This is a genomic window from Marinospirillum celere (assembly GCF_900112235.1).
Classification (GTDB): Bacteria; Pseudomonadota; Gammaproteobacteria; order Pseudomonadales; family Halomonadaceae; genus Marinospirillum; species Marinospirillum celere.
The window spans coordinates 186,760-205,870 of the sequence record NZ_FOLH01000004.1 but is presented as its reverse complement, the minus strand read 5'-3'; the positions used below and the strand labels follow the sequence as shown (position 1 = coordinate 205,870).

General features: G+C 49.7%; 14 protein-coding genes. 6 read left to right on the top strand and 8 right to left on the bottom strand.

What is annotated here, in order from left to right:
* Nucleotide 1 precedes the first annotated feature (1 nt).
* Complete coding sequence (gene argH / locus BM185_RS10560) at nucleotides 2-1,396, bottom strand: argininosuccinate lyase (RefSeq protein WP_091963259.1); 1,395 nt, start codon at nucleotides 1,394-1,396, stop codon at nucleotides 2-4.
* A gap of 352 nt (nucleotides 1,397-1,748) precedes the next feature.
* On the opposite strand from argH, the gene BM185_RS10555 reads away from it, so the two are divergent.
* The gene (locus tag BM185_RS10555) at nucleotides 1,749-3,095 is read left to right on the top strand and encodes a sodium-dependent transporter (RefSeq protein ID WP_245751749.1); all 1,347 of its coding nucleotides are present in this window, start codon (nucleotides 1,749-1,751) and stop codon (nucleotides 3,093-3,095) included.
* A gap of 47 nt (nucleotides 3,096-3,142) precedes the next feature.
* Here the strand turns inward: BM185_RS10555 and BM185_RS10550 are convergent, their stop codons facing one another.
* The 3 genes from BM185_RS10550 to BM185_RS10540 all read right to left on the bottom strand — a co-directional run bounded on the left by BM185_RS10550 (nucleotide 3,143) and on the right by BM185_RS10540 (nucleotide 4,610).
* Nucleotides 3,143-3,709 carry an Hsp20/alpha crystallin family protein gene (locus BM185_RS10550; RefSeq protein ID WP_091963257.1) on the bottom strand — a complete coding sequence of 189 codons (567 nt, stop codon included), beginning with the start codon at nucleotides 3,707-3,709 and terminating at the stop codon, nucleotides 3,143-3,145.
* Between the two features lie 103 nt (nucleotides 3,710-3,812).
* Nucleotides 3,813-4,316: a disulfide bond formation protein B gene (locus BM185_RS10545; RefSeq protein WP_177203533.1), complete on the bottom strand. Its 504-nt coding sequence runs from the start codon at nucleotides 4,314-4,316 to the stop codon at nucleotides 3,813-3,815.
* 93 nt (nucleotides 4,317-4,409) lie between these two features.
* Nucleotides 4,410-4,610, bottom strand: coding sequence for a PA3496 family putative envelope integrity protein (locus tag BM185_RS10540; RefSeq protein WP_091963252.1), 201 nt, complete (start codon nucleotides 4,608-4,610; stop codon nucleotides 4,410-4,412).
* A gap of 188 nt (nucleotides 4,611-4,798) precedes the next feature.
* Between BM185_RS10540 and hexR the strand changes: the two genes are divergently transcribed.
* Entirely contained in the window at nucleotides 4,799-5,653 is an 855-nt protein-coding gene (gene hexR / locus BM185_RS10535) for a transcriptional regulator HexR (protein WP_091963249.1), read from the top strand.
* On the opposite strand, the gene BM185_RS10530 is transcribed toward hexR, so the two are convergent.
* The gene (locus BM185_RS10530) at nucleotides 5,654-8,392 is read right to left on the bottom strand and encodes a putative bifunctional diguanylate cyclase/phosphodiesterase (protein ID WP_177203532.1); all 2,739 of its coding nucleotides are present in this window, start codon (nucleotides 8,390-8,392) and stop codon (nucleotides 5,654-5,656) included.
* A gap of 151 nt (nucleotides 8,393-8,543) precedes the next feature.
* On the opposite strand from BM185_RS10530, the gene uvrD reads away from it, so the two are divergent.
* The gene (uvrD, locus tag BM185_RS10525; protein WP_091963243.1) at nucleotides 8,544-10,790 is read left to right on the top strand and encodes a DNA helicase II; all 2,247 of its coding nucleotides are present in this window, start codon (nucleotides 8,544-8,546) and stop codon (nucleotides 10,788-10,790) included.
* On the opposite strand, the gene BM185_RS10520 is transcribed toward uvrD, so the two are convergent.
* Genes BM185_RS10520 through BM185_RS10510 form a run of 3 tightly spaced genes read right to left on the bottom strand, consistent with a single transcriptional unit; the run spans nucleotide 10,787 to nucleotide 15,873 of the window.
* Entirely contained in the window at nucleotides 10,787-13,189 is a 2,403-nt protein-coding gene (locus BM185_RS10520) for a mechanosensitive ion channel domain-containing protein (protein WP_091963240.1), read from the bottom strand. The two genes, uvrD and BM185_RS10520, sit on opposite strands and share 4 nt — an antisense overlap.
* 5 nt (nucleotides 13,190-13,194) lie before the next feature.
* Entirely contained in the window at nucleotides 13,195-15,444 is a 2,250-nt protein-coding gene (locus tag BM185_RS10515) for a sensor domain-containing protein (RefSeq protein WP_091963237.1), read from the bottom strand.
* Between the two features lie 54 nt (nucleotides 15,445-15,498).
* Complete coding sequence (locus BM185_RS10510; protein ID WP_091963234.1) at nucleotides 15,499-15,873, bottom strand: translation initiation factor Sui1; 375 nt, start codon at nucleotides 15,871-15,873, stop codon at nucleotides 15,499-15,501.
* A 95-nt stretch (nucleotides 15,874-15,968) separates the two neighbouring features.
* Between BM185_RS10510 and BM185_RS10505 the strand changes: the two genes are divergently transcribed.
* Genes BM185_RS10505 through BM185_RS10495 form a run of 3 tightly spaced genes read left to right on the top strand, consistent with a single transcriptional unit; the run spans nucleotide 15,969 to nucleotide 19,108 of the window.
* Nucleotides 15,969-16,895: an acyltransferase gene (locus tag BM185_RS10505; RefSeq protein WP_091963231.1), complete on the top strand. Its 927-nt coding sequence runs from the start codon at nucleotides 15,969-15,971 to the stop codon at nucleotides 16,893-16,895.
* A gap of 37 nt (nucleotides 16,896-16,932) precedes the next feature.
* Nucleotides 16,933-18,702, top strand: coding sequence for a putative bifunctional diguanylate cyclase/phosphodiesterase (locus BM185_RS10500; protein ID WP_091963228.1), 1,770 nt, complete (start codon nucleotides 16,933-16,935; stop codon nucleotides 18,700-18,702).
* A complete protein-coding gene (locus BM185_RS10495; protein ID WP_091963225.1) occupies nucleotides 18,674-19,108 on the top strand; it encodes a group II truncated hemoglobin in 435 nt (144 codons plus the stop codon). Before BM185_RS10500 ends, BM185_RS10495 begins: the two co-directional genes overlap by 29 nt.
* Nucleotides 19,109-19,111: the final 3 nt, after the last annotated feature.

Here is a 19,111-nt window from a genome sequence, read left to right as displayed (position 1 = left end):
CTTAACCTCTTGATTGCAAATGCAGGCGGGCACGCTCGGCTGCTGCACGTACCTGTCCGGGGGCAGTGCCACCCAGGTGATCGCGGGCTGCAACTGAGCCTTCCAGAGTCAATACTTCAAAGACATCTTCGCTAATGCTTGCAGAGAACTGCTGCAACTCACCCAGGGACATTTCTGACAGATCCTTGCCTTCAGCAACACCATAGGCAACGGATTGACCAACCACTTCATGAGCATCCCGGAAAGGCAGGCCTTTGCGAACCAGATAGTCGGCCAGGTCGGTTGCTGTTGCAAAGCCGCGTCTTGCTGCTTCGCGCATGGCTTCTCGCTTGGGCTCCAGAGCGGGAACCATATCGGCAAAAGCGCGCAGACAGCCTTGGACCGTATCTAGGGTGTCAAACAAGGGTTCCTTGTCTTCCTGATTGTCTTTGTTGTAGGCCAGCGGCTGAGATTTCATCAGCGTTAAAAGGCTCATCAGATGACCATAAACCCGGCCACTTTTGCCACGAACTAGCTCCGGGACATCGGGGTTCTTCTTCTGCGGCATGATTGAGCTGCCAGTGCAAAAGCGATCCGGCAGGTCAATAAAATTGAATTGGGCGCTGGTCCAGAGAATCAGCTCTTCGCTCATGCGTGACAAATGCATCAGCAAGAGGCTGGCAAAGCTGCAAAACTCGATGGCAAAATCGCGGTCGGACACTGAGTCCAGGGAGTTTTCAGTAGGTCGCTCAAAACCCAAAAGGCGGGCTGTCATCGCCCGATCAATTGGATAGGTGGTCCCGGCCAGGGCGGCAGCGCCCAAGGGTGAAAGGTTGACCCGCTTACGCGTATCCATAAGGCGTTCATAGTCGCGCTGAAGCATTTCATTCCAGGCCAACAGATGATGGCCAAAAGTCACCGGCTGAGCGGTCTGCAGGTGAGTGAAACCCGGCATGATGGTGTCGGCTTCACGGCTGGCCAGATCAATCAGGCCCTGTTGCAGGCGAGTCAGCTCTGCAGCGATGACATCAATTTCATCACGCAGGTAGAGGCGAATATCTGTCGCCACCTGGTCATTCCGTGAACGACCGGTATGTAGCTTTTTGCCCGTGATGCCGATTTTTGCGGTTAGGGCGGCTTCGATGTTCATATGGACATCTTCCTGGCTAACGGACCAGGTGAAGTGACCCTTTTCGATCTCTTCACGGATTTCCGTTAAGCCCTGGATGATGGCATCCCTTTCATCGCTGCTGAGTACACCCACTTCGGCGAGCATGCTGGCATGGGCGATGGAGCCCTGAATATCTTGGCGATAAAGGCGTTGGTCAAAGCTGACCGAGGCTGTAAAGGCTTCAACAAAAGCGTCTGTCGGTTCGCTGAAACGTCCACCGGAAGACAGGGAAGAGGGTTGCGTCATGATGTGCTGGCTCCAATAAATAACAACAGGAATACACTCAAGTTTACCAGAGCAGACGCCGGGAAGTCGCTGAAAAAGGCTTATTGAAGGTGACCTGAACGCAGATTTCTGGGAAAATGCCTATATCAGCCTTTTCAAACGCATGTATGGATGAGTCATCCTTATCCAGGAAAAGGTTAGCGCGCTGGGTTATCTTCTGGCACCGCCCCTGTTAGCAGCAGTGATCCTGCCTGACATTTCTGTTTCCTGTTACCCCAGGGAAGCGGAAGGTTTTGCTGATTATTGTCTGCTGGTTGGTGACTGGAGTCTGGCAGCCTTTAAACAACAAAATAGCGGGGTACATGAGGTGTCTATGTCTACAGCAAAACAAGGGCATGCGCAGTGGTCATCGCGTATGGGTTTTGTCCTGGCCGCAACGGGTTCAGCCGTTGGTCTGGGTAATATCTGGAAGTTTCCTTATATGGTTGGCGATAGCGGCGGTGCTGCTTTTGTCTTCATCTATCTGGCGTGTATTTTTCTGATCGGTCTGCCCATCCTGGTGAGTGAATGGCTCCTGGGTCGCCGTGGCCAAAAGAACCCAATTAACACCATGCAGGAAATGGCTGCGGTCAGTGGTAGCAGCAAGCTGTGGGTGTTGGTCGGTCTGGGTGGTGTGCTGGGCGCCTTTCTGATTTTATCGTTTTATAGTGTCATCGGTGGCTGGTCACTGGCTTATATCAAAGACGCCTTAATAGGTAGCTTTGCTGGCCAAGATGCCGATGGCATAGGTGCCCTCTTTACAGGCTTGCTGGCTAGCCCTGTTACCCTTATTTTTTGGCACAGCCTGTTTATGTTGTTGACGATAGGAATTGTTGCTCGCGGTGTAACTGGTGGTCTGGAAAAAGCCGCCACCCTGTTGATGCCTGCTCTGGGTGTACTGCTACTGCTTTTGGTTATCTATGGCATGACCACCGGTGGTTTTGGTCAGGCGCTGGAGTTTATGTTCAAGCCTGAGTGGAGCCAGGTTGATGGTGGCATTATTCTGGCTGCTTTGGGTCATGCCTTCTTCACCCTGTCTTTGGGCATGGGGATCATGATGGCTTATGGCTCCTATCTGGGTGAAGATGTGAATCTGCTGCAATCGGCCCGTACTGTCGTGATCATGGATACCGTGATTGCTTTGGCAGCAGGCCTGGCGATCTTCCCCATCGTTTTTGCAGAAGGCCTGAATCTGGGTGAAGGTCCGGGACTGATTTTTGTCACCCTGCCGGTTGCCTTTGGTAATATCACCGCTGGCTGGCTCGTGGGTCTGGCTTTCTTTGTTCTTTTAACCTTTGCTGCGATTACTTCAGCGATTTCCCTGCTGGAACCAGTAGTCGAGTTTGTTGAAGAAAGAACCCCCTGGGGCCGCGTTGGTTCAACCCTTGTTGCAGGCTGTGCTGCCTGGGCCCTGGGTGTTCTGGCGCTCTTATCATTTAATGTGCTGGGTGATTTCTTGATTCTGGGTCTGAATGTTTTTGATCTCCTGGATACTTTAACCAGCAAATTCTTCTTGCCGCTAACAGGTCTGGGTGTCATCGTCTTCTTGGCGTGGCGTTTGGATAAAGAAGCAGTTCGTAAGGAGTTGGGCCTGGATGTTTATGATTTCAGCCTTTGGAATTTGATCGTTCGTTACCTGGCCCCTGTCGGTGTTATTGTGGTCTTCTTTGCCAATCTGTAAGGCAAAGGACAGACAAAAAGAAGGCGGCTTAAGCCGCCTTCTTGCGTTTAGGGCTGAATTTCAATGCGTCTCTGATGTGTTGATTCGCTCTTGGTTTGGCGTGGTAGAGTAAGGGTTAAGAGCCCCTTGTTCATTTTTGCCTTAATCCCATCCAGCTCAACATCGGTGGGAATTTCCAGCACGCGTTGAAATTGACCATAGCTACGCTCCATCCGGTAGAAGTGCTTGTCTTGCTCTTCTTTTTCCTGCCGTTTTTCTCCGCGGATAAACAAGGTCCGCTCCTGCAAATCCAGCTGAATATCCTTTTCTTCCAGGCCAGGTGCTTCCAGAGTGATGGTGTACTCCTTGTCCGCACTGGCTACATCCAGTTTGGGGCTAAAAGACAGTGAAGCTTCAGGTTTAAGCCCTAAGCTTCTTGTTGGCCAACCCAGATTTTTAAAAGTTTCCGCAAAGAGGCGGTCCATTTCCCGGTGGAGCTGGAAAAAATCTTCAGGAAACCCTGATGGGCGCTGGGTTTCTGGATAGTTTTCACGCTTTACCGGAACAGCCGCTTCCTGCTGGTGAGGTTCTTCGTGTTTGAACCAGTTCCAGGGATTGAGTTTTGCAAGGTCCATAACAACCTCCTTAACCACTTGGGATCTTGATTAAGAAACTGCAATCACTTGGTTTTTATAAGGATTAAATAGTGGTTGCGGAGGTTTTTTTCAAGAGGTTGTTTTAACGTTTTTTGTTGGCCCAGAGAGCGAGGATAGCCAAGCTGCCCAGTAGTAAGTAGCCACTGAGGCTCCAGGAAGGTAGTGGTAAGCCCAGAAAGTCTGCTTGCTGGGCACAGTCGGCACTGCCTGCCAGCATCTGGGTTAGGGCTTCACGTAGCGGAAAGAAGTCCAGCAGGGTTTCGACATCCATACCGCAGCTGACACTTTGGGGGTTGAGTTTGATATAGAGGTGCCGAAGGGCAATACCGATACCTGTTAGGGTGAGGAGGGCAAAAGCTGCAATGAACAGCCAGCGTAATCCAGGAAGGCGTCCTAACACTAAAGCCAGAAGACTAAGAGCAGCAAAACCAATAAAGATCCAGCGTTGCAGCCAGCAGAGGGGGCAAGGCTGAATGCCGGTCAGCTGCTCATACAGAAAGGCAAGAGCAACTATGGTTAGTGCACCAGCGCAGACCAATAGTAGGCCGTGGCGCACCAATAGAGTTCGCAGCGATAAAGCAGTCAAGGCAGTTTCCTTCTGAGTATCATTAATACAGTCAGCTTATTAAACTTTAAAGCGACTGGGAAGTTCCCTGCCTTTGTTCGTGATTAATGGCGTTTAGTGAAGCTCGAGATCCCAGCCATCGCTCAACTCTTCGCGTAACCTTTTCTGTTCACGCAGGTTCTCAATATACTGCCGGGCCTTACGCAGGCGCTCTGCAGCTATCCTCTGCTGTTTTTGGGTCTCTCCTTCGCTGATGCTTTTGAAGACATTAAGGATGTCGGCTTTAACCTGGTCGACTGATGGATGATGACTCATGGAACCCTCCTCCCAGAAGCTATGCAGGTAACAGATACAAGCAGCACCTAGTAATTTACATAGCATTTTTTACGCCAAGATTGCAATGCCTGGACTTCTTTTTGACCAAAGGTGTAAAAATGGGTTCATGCTGACGGCCAGTGGCAGGTAGAATAGGGAAATTAAAGTCCTTTAAAGATCGAAGTGCCGTGATAAATATTCTGGAACATCTGCGCAAAACTCTGGATTCCTTTCGTCGTTCCGAGCAAAAGGTCGGAAACTACGTATTGAAGAACCCCAATGAAGTGATCCATATGCGAATTGTGGATTTGGCGACTGAAGCCCATGTCAGCGAACCAACAGTAGTGCGCTTCTGTCGGGCCTTGGGCTGTGATGGTTTTCAGGATTTCAAACTAAGACTGGCCCAGGTATTGGCTACTGACAGTAGCTTTACCCAGTTTTCAATGAATGATGGCGACACGGTTGCTGAATTCTCACGCAGTATCTTTGATTCCACGATTGGGGTGCTCTTGCAGGTCAGGGATAAACTGAACACCCCTAGCCTGCAGGAAGCGATTCAGCTATTAACCAATGCCAACCGGGTTGAGTTTTACGGCTTTGGTGCCTCGGGCGCAGTGGCCGTTGATGCCCAGCACAAGTTTTTCCGCTTGCAGATGTCGACAGCAGCCTACTCGGACCCGCATATGCAGAATATGTCGGCTGTTACGCTGACGGCTGGTGATGTGGTGGTGGCAATTTCCCAGACCGGGCGGACCAAAGCTTTGATGCAAAGTGTTCAATTGGCCAAGGAGGCGGGTGCTAGTGTGATTGGCCTTTGCCCTTCGGGATCACCTCTGGCTGAGATGGTAACCCTGCCCCTGCATATGGACGTACCTGAAGATACGGAAATTTATACACCGATGAGTTCACGCATCGTTCACCTGGTGGTGATCGATGTCTTGGCTGTGGGTGTCGCCAAAATGCGCGGCCCCAAACTGGTTGAGCATCTGCAAGCCGTCAAGCGTAGCCTCCAAGGGTTGAGGCTGCCTGACCGTCTGCGTTGATTAGAGCTTTTTTTTCTGTTCAGCAAACAGGCCTTCCAGCAGTTCAGCTGGCTGAGGCCTGCTGATTACAAACCCCTGTGCATAGTCGCAGCCTAGCTCTTTAAGAACTACTAGCTGATCTTCATCTTCCACACCTTCTGCAACTACCTGCATACCGAGGCCATGGCCCAGGGCAATAATGGCTCGTGTTAGTGTGCCCTCGGTGGTTTGAGCATTCTCGGACATCAGGAAGCTGCGGTCGATTTTTAGAATATCCAGCGGAAAGTGCTGCAGGTAACTAAGTGATGAATAGCCGGTGCCAAAGTCATCGATAGCCAGAGAAATGCCGCGTGCACGCAGGTTTTGCATTTCCAGGGTGGCTGCCTCGGCATCTTCCATTAGGGTACTTTCGGTAAGCTCCAACTGTAGCAAGCGGGCAGGTAAGGCTAATTCATCCAGCAGCTGGCTGACTTCTTCCACCAGATGGCCGCTTTCAACTTGCTGAGCCGCTATATTCACTGCAACTTGAATATTGTAGCCCGCTTGATACCAGCTGGCCGCCTGCTGACAGGCAATGCGCAGTACCAGCTTGCCCAGTTGGCCAATAAGGCCAGTGCGCTCAGCCAAAGGAATAAAAACAGAGGGTGGGATCTGGCCTTCTTCCGGATGCTCCCAGCGGGCCAAGGCTTCAGCACAGCTTAGCAGGCCAGTGTGTAAATCCAGCTTGGGTTGAAAATGCACTTGGATTTGACCGGCATCCAGTGCACGTCTTAAATCCTGTTCCAAACGCAGCTGTTCCAGACTGCTTTGACGAATGTCTTCGTTGTAAACCTGTAGACGGTTACCGCCGGTTGCTTTGGCCCTCAAGCGGGCTTGATCCGCCTGATTAATGAGCACTTGTAACTCATGGGTATGCTCGGGGTAGCAGCTTAAGCCGGCACTTAGGGTCAGGCGCAGTTCCTGCTGATCAATATAAAAGGGTAGATGTAGTTTTTCATGGAAGGCCTCAGCTTGCTGCAAGGCCTGCTGCTCATTGGCTCTTAACAAAACGGCAAATTCGTTACCGCCTGTACGTGCCAGGATTTCAGCATCAGTGAGGCATTCGGTCAGACGCTCAGCTACCTTTTTCAGCAGCAGGTCGCCCGCATGGTGCCCTAGGGAGTTGTTATAGGCCTTGAAGCGATCAATATCAAACATGAGCAAAGCCAGCTCATCCCCGGTGATTCGTGCTTCTGCCAGTCTTTGATGCAGGCGGTCATAGAACTGATTACGGTTAGCTAGGCCAGTGAGTTCATCATACTCGGCGAGATAGGTAAGGCGGGCTTCAACTTCTTTTTTGTGGGTCAGATCCGAGAAAATACCTATGGTGTAGGCATCCTGTTTAAAGCCGCTGGTGACGCGGATCACTCGCAACCATTGTGGATAGGTTTCTCCAGTACGCCTTTTTTGGGTCAATTCGCCTTCCCAGCGCCCTTCATGCCTTAGGCTGCGTGAAATGCCTTTGTAAATGCGGGTATATTCGGCAAAGCAGGGATGATCCCAAAAACTTTGTTCAAGAACATCCTGACGCGAGTAGCCAGTGATATCTACAAAGGCTTGGTTAACAAAGATGACCTGGCTATCTGAATCAACAATATAGGTGGCTTCACCAGAAGCTTCAAAGGCGCGCCAAGCCAGTTGCAGATAATCATCTTTTTCCTGCTCTTCAGTAATATCCCGGCGGGTGCCCAGCATTCGTTGTGCCTTGCCAGTAGTTTCATGGCGTTCAACAACCTCACCATGATCTTCTATCCAGCGCCACTGTCCTGATTTGTGACGAATGCGGAAACGGCACTGATAATGCTCGCTATGTCCTTTCAGTGCGCTAATCAAAGTACGCCGCATTTGTGGGTAATCATCAGGATGAACCAGGGGTTTCAGGTGGCCCATGAAATGAGGGATTTCATCATCGGCATAGCCAAATATCTCTTCAAAATGAGAGTGATAAATGGAGTCGGTGTCCAGATCCCAATCCCACAGGCCGAGGCGACTGGCTTCAATTGCTTGGCTGATGCGTTTGCGTTGATGCTCTAGTTCCTTGCTGGTTTTTTCGTGGCGACTGACTTCTTCCTGCAGCGCCTGGGTTCTATTCATCACTTCTTGTTCCAGGTAAAGGTGCTGGTTTTCGAGTTCCTGATTGAGCTGGAGGATTTGCTGGTTACCCGCTTGCAGCTGAATCAAGGTTTTTCGGGTTTGCCAGGCATTAAAAGCCAGGGCAAGTAGAGGCAGTGCCATCACCAAAGGTGGGAGCAGCAGTTGGTGAAAACCCGAAAAGGCGAGAAGAGTGACAACGCCAGGTAGGGCGAAAAGAAAGCTAACACTAACAAAATGAGCATAGATGCTGGTTGCTGTGATCAGGGTGGATGCCCAGAGCACCAAAGCTAGACTGATAATCAAAGGCTTGGATGGCAGCAGGGGTAAAGACCAGCCCAACAGCAGCGCCCACCAAAAACCGATGAGGAGTGCACCCAAACGCAGCCAGGCAAGATGCTGCTTATGGGTATTTTGTCGCTGTTGGAGGAGTAGAAAGTGCGTTTTTCCACCAGCAAACAGGAGTGCCATGCCTGCCCACCAAGCCGGTAGCCAATAACCACCTGGAAGAGTGCTCCAGAGTAAAGGCAGTGCCAGACTCGCGGCAAGCAGGGAAATTCGATAAAAAAGATCGGCATCCCTATAGGAGGACGTTAAGCGCTCCTGCAGTAGGTCTTGCTGTGTATCCATAATAAAGAGGGTGTCTCTGCAGCTCAGATTTTTGTAATGGTTGTCACTGAACCCTGATATATAACAGATGCTAAACAAGCTGGCTATGCAGACTATGTTACTATTTCGTTCTAAGCTTCCATTCATTTCTGCTAAGTTTCAGGTCTAATCCATGCCTTCATTGCTCGATTCCCCCCTATTGAAAGACCTTAATCCTGCTCAGGCGGAAGTTGTTTCGGCCCCTCCTCAGGATCTGCTAGTACTGGCTGGAGCGGGTAGTGGCAAAACCCGAGTACTGGTCCAGCGTATTGCCTGGCTGATTCGTAATGATGGTTTTTCGCCTTATGAAATTTTAGCGGTTACATTTACTAACAAAGCGGCCAAGGAAATGCGCCTGAGATTGGAAGCTTTATTGGGAATGAGCCTGCGTTCCATGTGGGTGGGTACTTTTCACGGCCTTTCTCACCGTTTGCTGCGAACCCATTGGCGGGAAGCCAGGTTGCCTGAGTTTTTCCAAATCCTGGATTCGGATGATCAACTGCGTTTAATTAAGCGCATCCAAAAAGATCAGGGTGTGGATTCTGAACGCTACCCACCTAAGCAGTTGCAGGGCATGATCAATGGTTGGAAGGATGAAGGCTTAAGAGCAGCCCATGTTCTGCCTCGGGGCGAATTTGAGCGGGCGATGCTGGAGCTCTACCAAATTTACGAAGATATCTGTCAGCGCCAGGGTCTGGTTGATTTTGCTGAGTTGCTCCTGCGGGCCTTGGAGTTGCTACGTGATAATGAACCCTTACAGCGTCATTATCGTCAGCGCTTTGCCCACTTGCTGGTCGATGAATTTCAGGATACCAATGGTCTGCAATACGCCTGGCTGCGCCTGCTGCGGGGTAAAGAAGGGCGAATTATGGCCGTGGGTGATGATGACCAGTCCATCTATGGCTGGCGCGGTGCAAAAATTGAAAATATTCAAAGCTTCACGGATGATTTTCCAGAAGCCCAACTGTTGCGACTGGAGCAAAACTACCGCTCTACTTCGACTATTCTGGATGCAGCCAATGCACTGATCAAAAATAATGCCGGGCGTCTGGGCAAGTCCCTCTGGACAGATGATAAGGCAGGTGACCCCATTCGTGTTTATGCGGCCTTCAATGAGCAGGATGAAGCCCGCTTTATTGTCGATATTATTCAACAGCATGTGAGTGAGGGAGGGCTGCGTAGTGAATGTGCCCTCCTCTATCGTTCCAATGCTCAATCACGCGCTCTGGAAGAAGCCTTTTTGCGTCAGGGAATGCCCTACCGGGTTTATGGCGGTCAGCGTTTCTATGAGCGCCTGGAAATCAAAAATGCTCTGGGTTACCTGCGCCTTTTGGTAAATCGCCAGGATGATGCTGCTTTCGAACGAGTGATCAACACTCCGACACGCGGCATAGGCAATACCAGTCTCGATAAACTCCGTCAGCATGCCCGTGATGAAGGCAGCGGCCTTTGGGATGCCACTTTGGATCTGTTGGCAAAAGAACAGCTGGGGCGGGCAACGAATAAAGTCAAAGCCTTTGTTGAGCTGATTGAAAGCCTGGATGAAGAAACCCTGAGTCTGACGCTGCATGAAGCGGTGGATACGGTGATTGAAAAATCCGGATTGATTGATTTTCATGCCAAGGAAAAAGGTGAGAAGGGGCAGGCTCGGGTAGAAAACTTGAAAGAGCTGGTTTCAGCCGTTCAGCAGTATGAGCCAGTGTTGCCCTTTGAAGAGGACCAGGATGCCAAACTGGTCAATCTGGAAGGCCGGGAAGCTCTGGCGGTTTTTCTGACGGAAGCCAGCCTGGATGCAGGAGATAACCAGGCTGAAGAGAACCAGGATGCAGTGCAGCTGATGACCCTACACACGGCCAAAGGCCTGGAGTTTCCTCTGGTCTTTTTGGTGGGTATGGAAGAAGGCTTGTTTCCCCATATGATGGCGATGGAGAGCTCCCCGGATGGTCTGGAAGAAGAAAGGCGGCTTTGTTATGTCGGTATTACCCGGGCTATGAAAACCCTCTACCTGACCTATGCTGAAAATCGACGCATTTTTGGTCGCGATCAATTTAACCGGGCCTCCCGCTTTTTGAATGAACTGCCGGTCGAACTCTTGGAAGAAGTGCGTCTGCGCGCTGCCGTTAGTCGCCCCATGCAGTCACCCAGTGGTCGGCCACGCCCTGCGACTCTGGGTGGTGCTGGCAACCCTTTGGCCCCTGGTGGCTCAGCCGACACTTCCGGTCTGCGTGTGGGTCAGCGGGTTGGCCACAAAAAATTCGGCGAGGGTATTATCCTGCATGCCGAAGGTGAAGGTGACCGGACCCGCCTACTGATCAACTTTGATGGCGTTGGCGAAAAGTGGCTGGTGCTAGGCTTTGCGCCCCTGACCCCTCTGGATTAGTTAGGGGTCTTGACTGCAACCAGCTTTTCGACACCTTCAGAGTTGCGTAGGTGGATATCCAACTGACGGAAGGCTACTTCAATGCCTTCCTCTTTGAAACGGCGATCAATAAAGCGGTTGATTTCGTCAATGGCCGGATTGCGGTCACTCAGCTCTTTAACGTGAAGGCGCAGCTCATGATTGAGAGTGCTATCTCCAAACTCCAGGAAGAGCACCTGGGGAGCCGGATCAGTGAGCGCCCGCTCATTGACTTGAGCTGCTTCTAGCAAAATTTCTCGGGTCTTATCGAGATCCGAGCCATAGGCCACACCAACCTTCACAATAATTCGGGTGACCGTATCTGCTAGTGACCAGTTAACCAATTGCCCGGTGATAAAATTCTTGTTGGGAACGATAATATCTCTACGGTCAAAATCAGTAATGATGGTGGCTCGAATTCGTATCTGACGCACCCGCCCAGATAGATTGCCCAGAGTGACGACATCGCCAATGCGTACCGGGCGCTCAAACAGCAAAATCAACCCGGAAATGAAGTTGGCAAAAATTTCCTGAAGGCCAAAGCCCAGACCGACACTCAAGGCTGCAATCAACCATTGCAGCTTATCCCAACTTACCCCCAGGGTTGCCAGGACCAAGACGAGCCCGGTAGCCGTGATTGCATAGTTCAGCAGGCTGGTAATTGCATAGGCGCTACCTTGCTGTAATTGCAGGCGGGAAAGGACCAGAATTTCCAACAGACCGGGCAGGTTGCCTGCTAAAAACAGAGTGAACACCAGAATAAAAGCAGCCAACAGCAGGTCGTTAATACTAAAGGGCAGATTGAGGGTGTCCAGGTAGCTGAAGACCGTGAAAAGATCCGACCAAACCCAATAAAAAAGACTGCCAAAACCTATCAGTAACAAAAAGCGGGCAAGACGCAAAGACTGCTGGTGAATCTGGTCAACTTCCAGTCTGGGCAGCGGGCTGGTGGTTAGGGCCATTTCTTCACCTGAGCCTGCTTGCTCTGTAACCAAGCGCAGCTGTTCTTCTTCCAACTCACGCTCATGCGCCAAACGGGCTGTGGTTTGGTGAATGATCTTGTAAAGAGTCGCTTCGGTAATGACCCAGGCAACCAGTAAATAGAGGGTTGCCAGAAGCTGGGTCGTTAATTGCAAACCCGAGTAGTAGTACCCCAGGCTGGTGATAGTGGCCAGAGTCAGGGGTAAAGTCACCAGCGGTAAGGTAATCAGCCAGTGCAGTAAAGGAGATGAATAGAGCGGGGGTAGCCGCCACATAAGGCGCCCAAACTGTTCGGCCAGCAGTAATCCCAAAGCGATCAGAATCAAAGGCCCTAGAGGGTCTTCGGGCAGCATCAGGTATTGCTTTTCCAGGATAGCCAAAATAAAACTGGCCGGGATCAGTAGCCAGCCCAGGGGGGCAATAAAGCTACGTAAATGAGCCAGGGTATCCGGTGACCAGTTTAATAGCTGCTCTGCCAGGCCCGAAGGTTTAATCAATTGGTGAACCAGGCTAACCACCAAGCCACTCAATGCCAAAGCAACCAGAGCATCAGCTAGAGCAAAGCTGCTTTCTGAGGGAGGTTGCAAGAGCTGGGCTAAGGCCAGAAGAGCCAGTGGCAAGGGCAGTAGTTGCCCAAAATTCAGAGCCAGAGCTTGGGAAGTGAGCCAAGGAGACACGGGGACTTCAGCTACTGCAGAGGCTTGGTCATTCAACTGATCCAAATAGGCCCGGATCTTTTTTCGCCAGATCAACAAAGCCAGTGCTGGTATAGCTAAGAGCAAAAATAGTGACCAACGAGGACTGAACTCTTCGGGTTGGGCTAGATAATCGTCCAGATTTTTTCCTAATTGCACAAAGTTACCCGGCAGCTGTTGCCACCAACCCAGTGTCATGGGTGGATTGCTGGGTATCCAGAAGAGGCGCTCATCAATGTCCTGTTTGAGATGCTGAGTGGTTTCCAGTAGCTCTATCTGCTCTTGTTGCAGGCTGATCAGCAGTTTACGTTGTTGCTGTAAATGCTGTTGTTGCAACAAGAGGTGAGAAATATCTTCATCCTGTGCTCGAGTCAGTCGTAGTTGCTGGCTAAGCGCAAACTCCCTGAGTCGTAACTCGGCCAAGGCTTCAGATAGGTCGGGTTGAGCATCCAGACGTGGCAAGTTGGCGCGTTGCTGCTGTAGCACTTGGTAGACCAGAGGGCTATTGCCCAGGGCTTCCAATTGTTCTTCAAGCTCAGTTGATTGGGCTTCCAGCTGTTGTTGTTGGCGACGTAGATCGGCTAGCTGTTGTTGCAGGTCAGCTTCTGCTGACTGCACGGGGCCTGAAGCCTTTACCGGTAGCACTAATAACAAAGCACAGATTAGCAATCCCTTGAGCAGGGATTGCAAAGGGGTTGCTGGCATAGATCTCAATCCTTCAAGCGGGCCAGAAGTTGTGCAGCTGGTTCGGGTTTCCCATAAAAATAACCCTGATGTAGGTTGCAGTCCAATGAATAAAGGAAATCCCGTTGAGCCTGGGTTTCCACTCCCTCAGCAACCACGGCTAAATCCAGGTGTTGGGCTACGGCCATCATGGTTTCTACCAGCAGGGCATCACTGGTATCTTCTGGAAGGTCTTTGATAAAGGAACGATCTATCTTCAGCTCATTGATGGGCAGCTTTTTCAAATAAGAAAGTGAAGAATAACCGGTACCAAAGTCATCAATTGAGAAGCTAATACCGAGCTGCTGAAGGGCTGCCATGCGTTTAGAAGACTGTTTGAAATCAGTAATTAGCAGGCCTTCGGTAACCTCTAAAGTCAGTTTGTTAGGATCAGCACCTGTTTCTTCAAGTAGAGTCTTAACACGGTTGACAAAATCGGGGTTTCTAAATTGACGCGGGCTGATGTTAACAGCAAAACAAAGCTGGGGGTGTGTGGGCATTAGCTTCAAAGTTTCTTTTAACACCCATTCACCCAGTGGCAGTATCAAGCCGGTATCTTCAGCCAAGGGGATAAAAGCATCGGGTGGAATCAGGCCTTTTTCAGGGTGCTGCCAGCGGACAAGAGATTCAGTTCCATAAACGTGTCCATCACGATTGGTTTTAGGTTGTAAATAGAGCACAAACTGCTCGGCTTCCAGTGCTTTGCGCAGCTCCCCTTCCAGCTCAAAACGTTTTTCAACCTGTTTTTGCATGCTGGGCTCGAAGCAACGCCAGGTGCTACGACCTGCTTCTTTGGCGGCATAAAGCGCTATGTCAGCTTCTTTCAGTAGAGCGTCAAAACTAGGTTCAGCATTGGTAAAGAGGGTGGCACCTAAGCTGCTGCTGAGTAAGAACTCTCCCTGATCATTAATCTCAAGAGGTTGTGCCAAGGCAGTTTGGAAGTCTTCCAGGCGCTGCTGCAACTTGAGTTTGCTTTGTTCAAGGGATTCACTGATGTCTTCGGTTAGTAAGAGAACAAATTCATCGCCACCAAAGCGAGCAAGGGCTTCATGCTCCTGCAAGAGTTCAGTAAGGCGATTGGCCAGGCTTATTAATAAACGGTCGCCTGTGGTATGGCCGCGCGCATCATTGATATTCTTGAAGTGATCCAGGTCGATAATTACCAGCGCAGCCAGCTCATTACTACTACTAAGACGCTTGCAGGTTTCGGCAAATTTTTCTTGGAATAGGTAGCGGTTGGGCAAATTGGTTAAGGGATCAAAATAAGCCAAAAACTTAATGCGCTGCTCACTTTCGTGCCGTTCAGTAATGTCTCGACTGATACCAAGTACACCAATGAAATCCTGGTGGCTATCAATGAGAGGAGCCTTGATTTTGTCTAACAATCGATTGCTCCCATCAGGAAAGCGTGTCCATTCTTCGGTATGGACTTGTTGGCGGTTTGCTAAAACCTGGGTATCTGTTTGGTAGAAAGCTTTGGCATGCTTATCTTCAAACAATTGGTAATCAGAGCTGCCCAGGATTTGTTCAGGATTCTTCTTCAGGAAATTAGCGAATTGCTGATTGCAGCCTAGGTACTTGCCTTGTTTGTCTTTGAAAAAGATCAAGTCAGGAATAGAGTTCAGCAATCCTTCTAGTATTATGGTTTTTTCTTGCAGGTTTTTTTCGGCCTGGCGGCGATGGAGAATATTCCAAACGAGTAAAGAAATTACCAGCAACTGGGTCAGAATTGCCAGCCACATAAACTGTAAGTTGCGTTGCTGGGACGCAGCTAAAGCCTGGTAGCGGTGTTCGGCTAAACGCTCCAAACGATCCTTATATTCCAGAATACTGGCTTCTGCGATCTTTTTGCCGGAAATATCGATAACTACCGAGAAGAGGTAGGTTTCACCCTCATCGGTTTCCAAAGGCCAGGAATACACCTCAACGGTTCGTATTTCACCATCGGCCAAACGGTGCGGGAAAACAAAATAGTTACGATCCTCCTGGCGGGCCAGCTCACGCTCTAAGGCAACATCTTCAGGGTCCAGAGCATTGATATCCTGGATACGCATGCGTTGCAGGTCTTCGATACTGTAACCATAGAAATTGGCTGCAGCCCGGTTGGCTTGGCGTATTTCCCCTGTTTCCGGATCAATGACGAGCATTACCGCACCATATTCTTCAAAAAAACGGGTCGGTAATTGGGATGCAAGAATCTGTCCAGTTGCCTGAGTCAGTAGGAAACCGGTGATCATAACTAGACCAATAACAATAAAAAGCTTGAATCTCACAACAGGAGCTCGATTTGTTTAGCCGCCAGCTAGCTTGACCTTGAAGCCTCTGGCTTGCAGAAGTTCGCGAACTTTGTCCCTTTGATCGCCCTGAATTTCAATAACATTATCTTTAAGTGCACCGCCTGTGCCACATTGTTTTTTTAGTACAGCAGTTAGCTTCTTTAGGTCTGGACGGCTTAGTGGGACACCGGTAACCGTTGTGACTCCTTTACCTTTGCGTCCAGCCGTTTCACGGCGGATACGGACAATGCCGTCTAATTGACTGAGGCGTTCCTGATCAGCGATTTGTTCGCACTTACAGGCATTTTTTGGTTCATTGCAAGCAGGACATAGATCGCCCTGCTCGGTAGAATAGACCAGACGACTTAATTGGTCTTGTAAAGATGCCATGCTGACTCCGTAACAAAATAACATACTTTTTGTAGGCTTAAGTGCTTTTGTTAATGGACACTTAATAAAAATAGAATAACGCTTTGAGGATAAAGATGCGATATCTCCTGACTGGAACCCTGACGTCTGTTTTGCTCTTGATCAATACTTTGGTGGGTATTGTCCCATTGATGGTGTTTGCCCTTTTGAAGCTGCTGGTTCCCGTGCCTGCTTTCAGAGACTTTTGCTTTGAAGCCGTACGCTGGATTGCCAGTACCTGGGCATCAATCAATGTCTTCATTTTTAAGGCCTGTACACCAACTCACTGGGATATACGCGGTCAACAACAGTTGAGTCGTGATAAGTCAGTACTGGTGATCAGTAACCACCAAAGCTGGGTGGATATTCCTGCTTTGATTGCCGCCATCCATGGCAAGGCACCTTTTTTTACTTTTTTCTTAAAGCGTGAACTGCTCTATGTTCCCTTTTTGGGCTTGGCCTGGTGGGCACTGGAGTATCCTTTTATGCGCCGCTACACTAAGGAGCAGTTAGCTAAAAATCCTGCGTTGCGGGGCAAGGATTTGGACATCACGCGCAAGGCATGCGATCGGTTGCAGGGACGGCCAGTGGCTCTGGTGAATTATTTGGAAGGCACGCGTTTCACCCCTCAAAAACACCAGCGCCAGAACTCGCCCTATCAGTATTTGTTGAAGCCCAAATCCGGTGGAGTGGCTTTTACCCTGAATGCTATGGGTAAACAGCTGGATAGCCTCCTGGATGTTACCGTTGTCTACCCAGGTAAGCGCGCGCCCAGTTTCTGGGAGCTCTTAAGTGGACAGGTAGGACGCGTTATTATCGATATTGAGCAGCAGCCACTGCCGACCCGAATTTGTGAAGGCAATTACCAGGAAGACAGGGATTTTCGCAAGGAATTTCATGACTGGATCGGCGGTATTTGGAAGCATAAGGATGAAAAAATAGCGCATTTTAAGGAAGAGCTACAGCAGTTGGCTGAGATCAATGACAGTCAGTCTAAAGCTTGATAACTTGGTCTGACTTGACCACAAGGATTATAGAGAAATGAGCATGGAAAGATTGCCAACAGAGCAGCGGCATGACGACCCAGTGAAGAGTCCCTTGTTGGTTGCTCTAGCAAATAAGTTGCGCCACGCGTTAGTTATTACTGATGCTGATAGGCGCATCCTTTATGTAAACCCAGCTTATCAAAAGCTAACCGGTATCGATAAAAAGCAAGCCTTGGGTCAGATTACAGACCTTAACCCTTCTGGACGCCATCATCCTGATTTCTACAGTAAGGTTTGGAAAGAGCTGGAAGTAAAAGGGGTATGGGAAGGTGAGATCTGGGCCTATCGGGCTGAAGGCACCGCTTATCTCCAGCATTTGAGCTTGGAGGCCATCAAGGATGCTAAAGGCAACATTGAAAACTTTTTTGCCTTATTCAGTGATTTAACGGAACAGGATTCCAGTGCGGCTGAACTGGAGCACTTAACTCACTATGACCCCTTGACAGACTTGCCCAATCGCTTGCTATTTCGTAACCGTCTTGGTCATGAATTCAATATTTCAAACCGCCATAACTCAAGAACCGGTTTGGTCTTGTTGAACCTGGATCGTTTCAAACTCATCAATGATGCCTTTGGTTATGCGGCTGGTGATTGCTTACTTATTGAAATTGCCCATCGATTACAGGGTGCGATCCGATGTACTGACTTGCTGGCTCGTCAGGAGCAAAGGCAAGAACGAGATGCTGATCTTTTGTCTCGCATGGGTGGTGATGACTTTTCATTTATCCTTAGTGAGCTACGCAAACCAGACGATGCAGGTATTGTTGCAGAGCGCCTATTAAGTTGTTTTGAGACTCCTTTTTATATAGAAGGAGAAGAAGTTTATATCTCAGCAAGTCTGGGTCTCGCTGTCTATCCAGATAATGCCGATAACGAAGATGCTTTGCTGCAGTGCGCTGAGTCTGCTCTCAAACAGGTGAAAAGAGATGGTAAAGGTGGTTACCGCTTCTTCTCGGAAGATTTGAATATCAGCAGTGCACGCCGGGTACGTATGGAAACCCGCATGCGCAATGCTATTGCTAATCAAGAGTTTGTACTCTACTACCAGCCCAAACAAGACCTAACTACTGGTTGGATAACGGGGATGGAAGCTCTGATCCGTTGGCCCTCTGATGAGGGAATGATCACCCCCGGGGAGTTCATTCCGCTGGCAGAAGACACAGGGTTAATTAACCCCTTGGGGCGCTGGATTCTATTCCAAGCTTTGCAAGATACACAGATTGCGAGCAAAGCTGTTGGCTACCCGCTGCAAGTTGCAGTTAATTTGTCCATGCGCCAATTTCAACGTCCCGGTTTGGGTAGCCTGATTCAGGAAGCCATTCAAGCTACTGGCATTCAACCTGAGCAAGTAGAACTAGAGATTACTGAGAGCATGGTTGCTGAAGAAGTGGAAAAAGCGATCAACACCATGCAAGAACTCAGAAGCTTGGGCGTTAGATTGGCTATTGATGACTTTGGAACCGGCTACTCCTCCATGGCCTATTTACGTAATTTTCCTGTTAATACCCTGAAGATCGATCAAAGCTTCGTTCAGGATTTGGTTAAAGATGACAGTAATACGGCCATCATCTCTGCAGTCATCGGTTTGGGCAAGGGGTTGGGCATGCAAGTGGTTGCCGAAGGTGTGGAAACAGCCCTCCAGCGCAAGCTCTTGGAAGAAGCTGGCTGCCATGTTGGCCAGGGTTACCACTTCAGCTATCCACTACCCTTGCCGCAACTTATAGGTTTATTGAAAGATGCGCAAAACGCCGCCTCGAATACTTGATCCCCTTTCACAGCGCTACTTTGGAGAAGAGGATGTTTCCTACCAGGCCGCTGGTGGTGAACAGGGGCTTCGCAAACTTTGTCAGGCCTTTTACCAAGCCATGGATGAATTGCCGGAGGCTGCTACTATTCGGGCCATGCATAAAGAGGATCTAAGTGAGCTGGAAGATAAGCTCAGCCTGTTTTTGTGCGGCTGGCTGGGTGGTCCCATCCGCTACCGTGATAAATACGGACCTATCGTCATTCCCCAAGCGCATGCTCACTTAGATATAGGCCCAGAAGAAAGAGACGCCTGGCTGAAGTGCATGCAAGTGGCCCTGGATCAACAGAACTACACCCAGGAATTCAAAGCTTACATGATGCAAAGCCTGTGGATGCCTGCAGAGTTGTGTCGCACTAAAGAGTAGCTC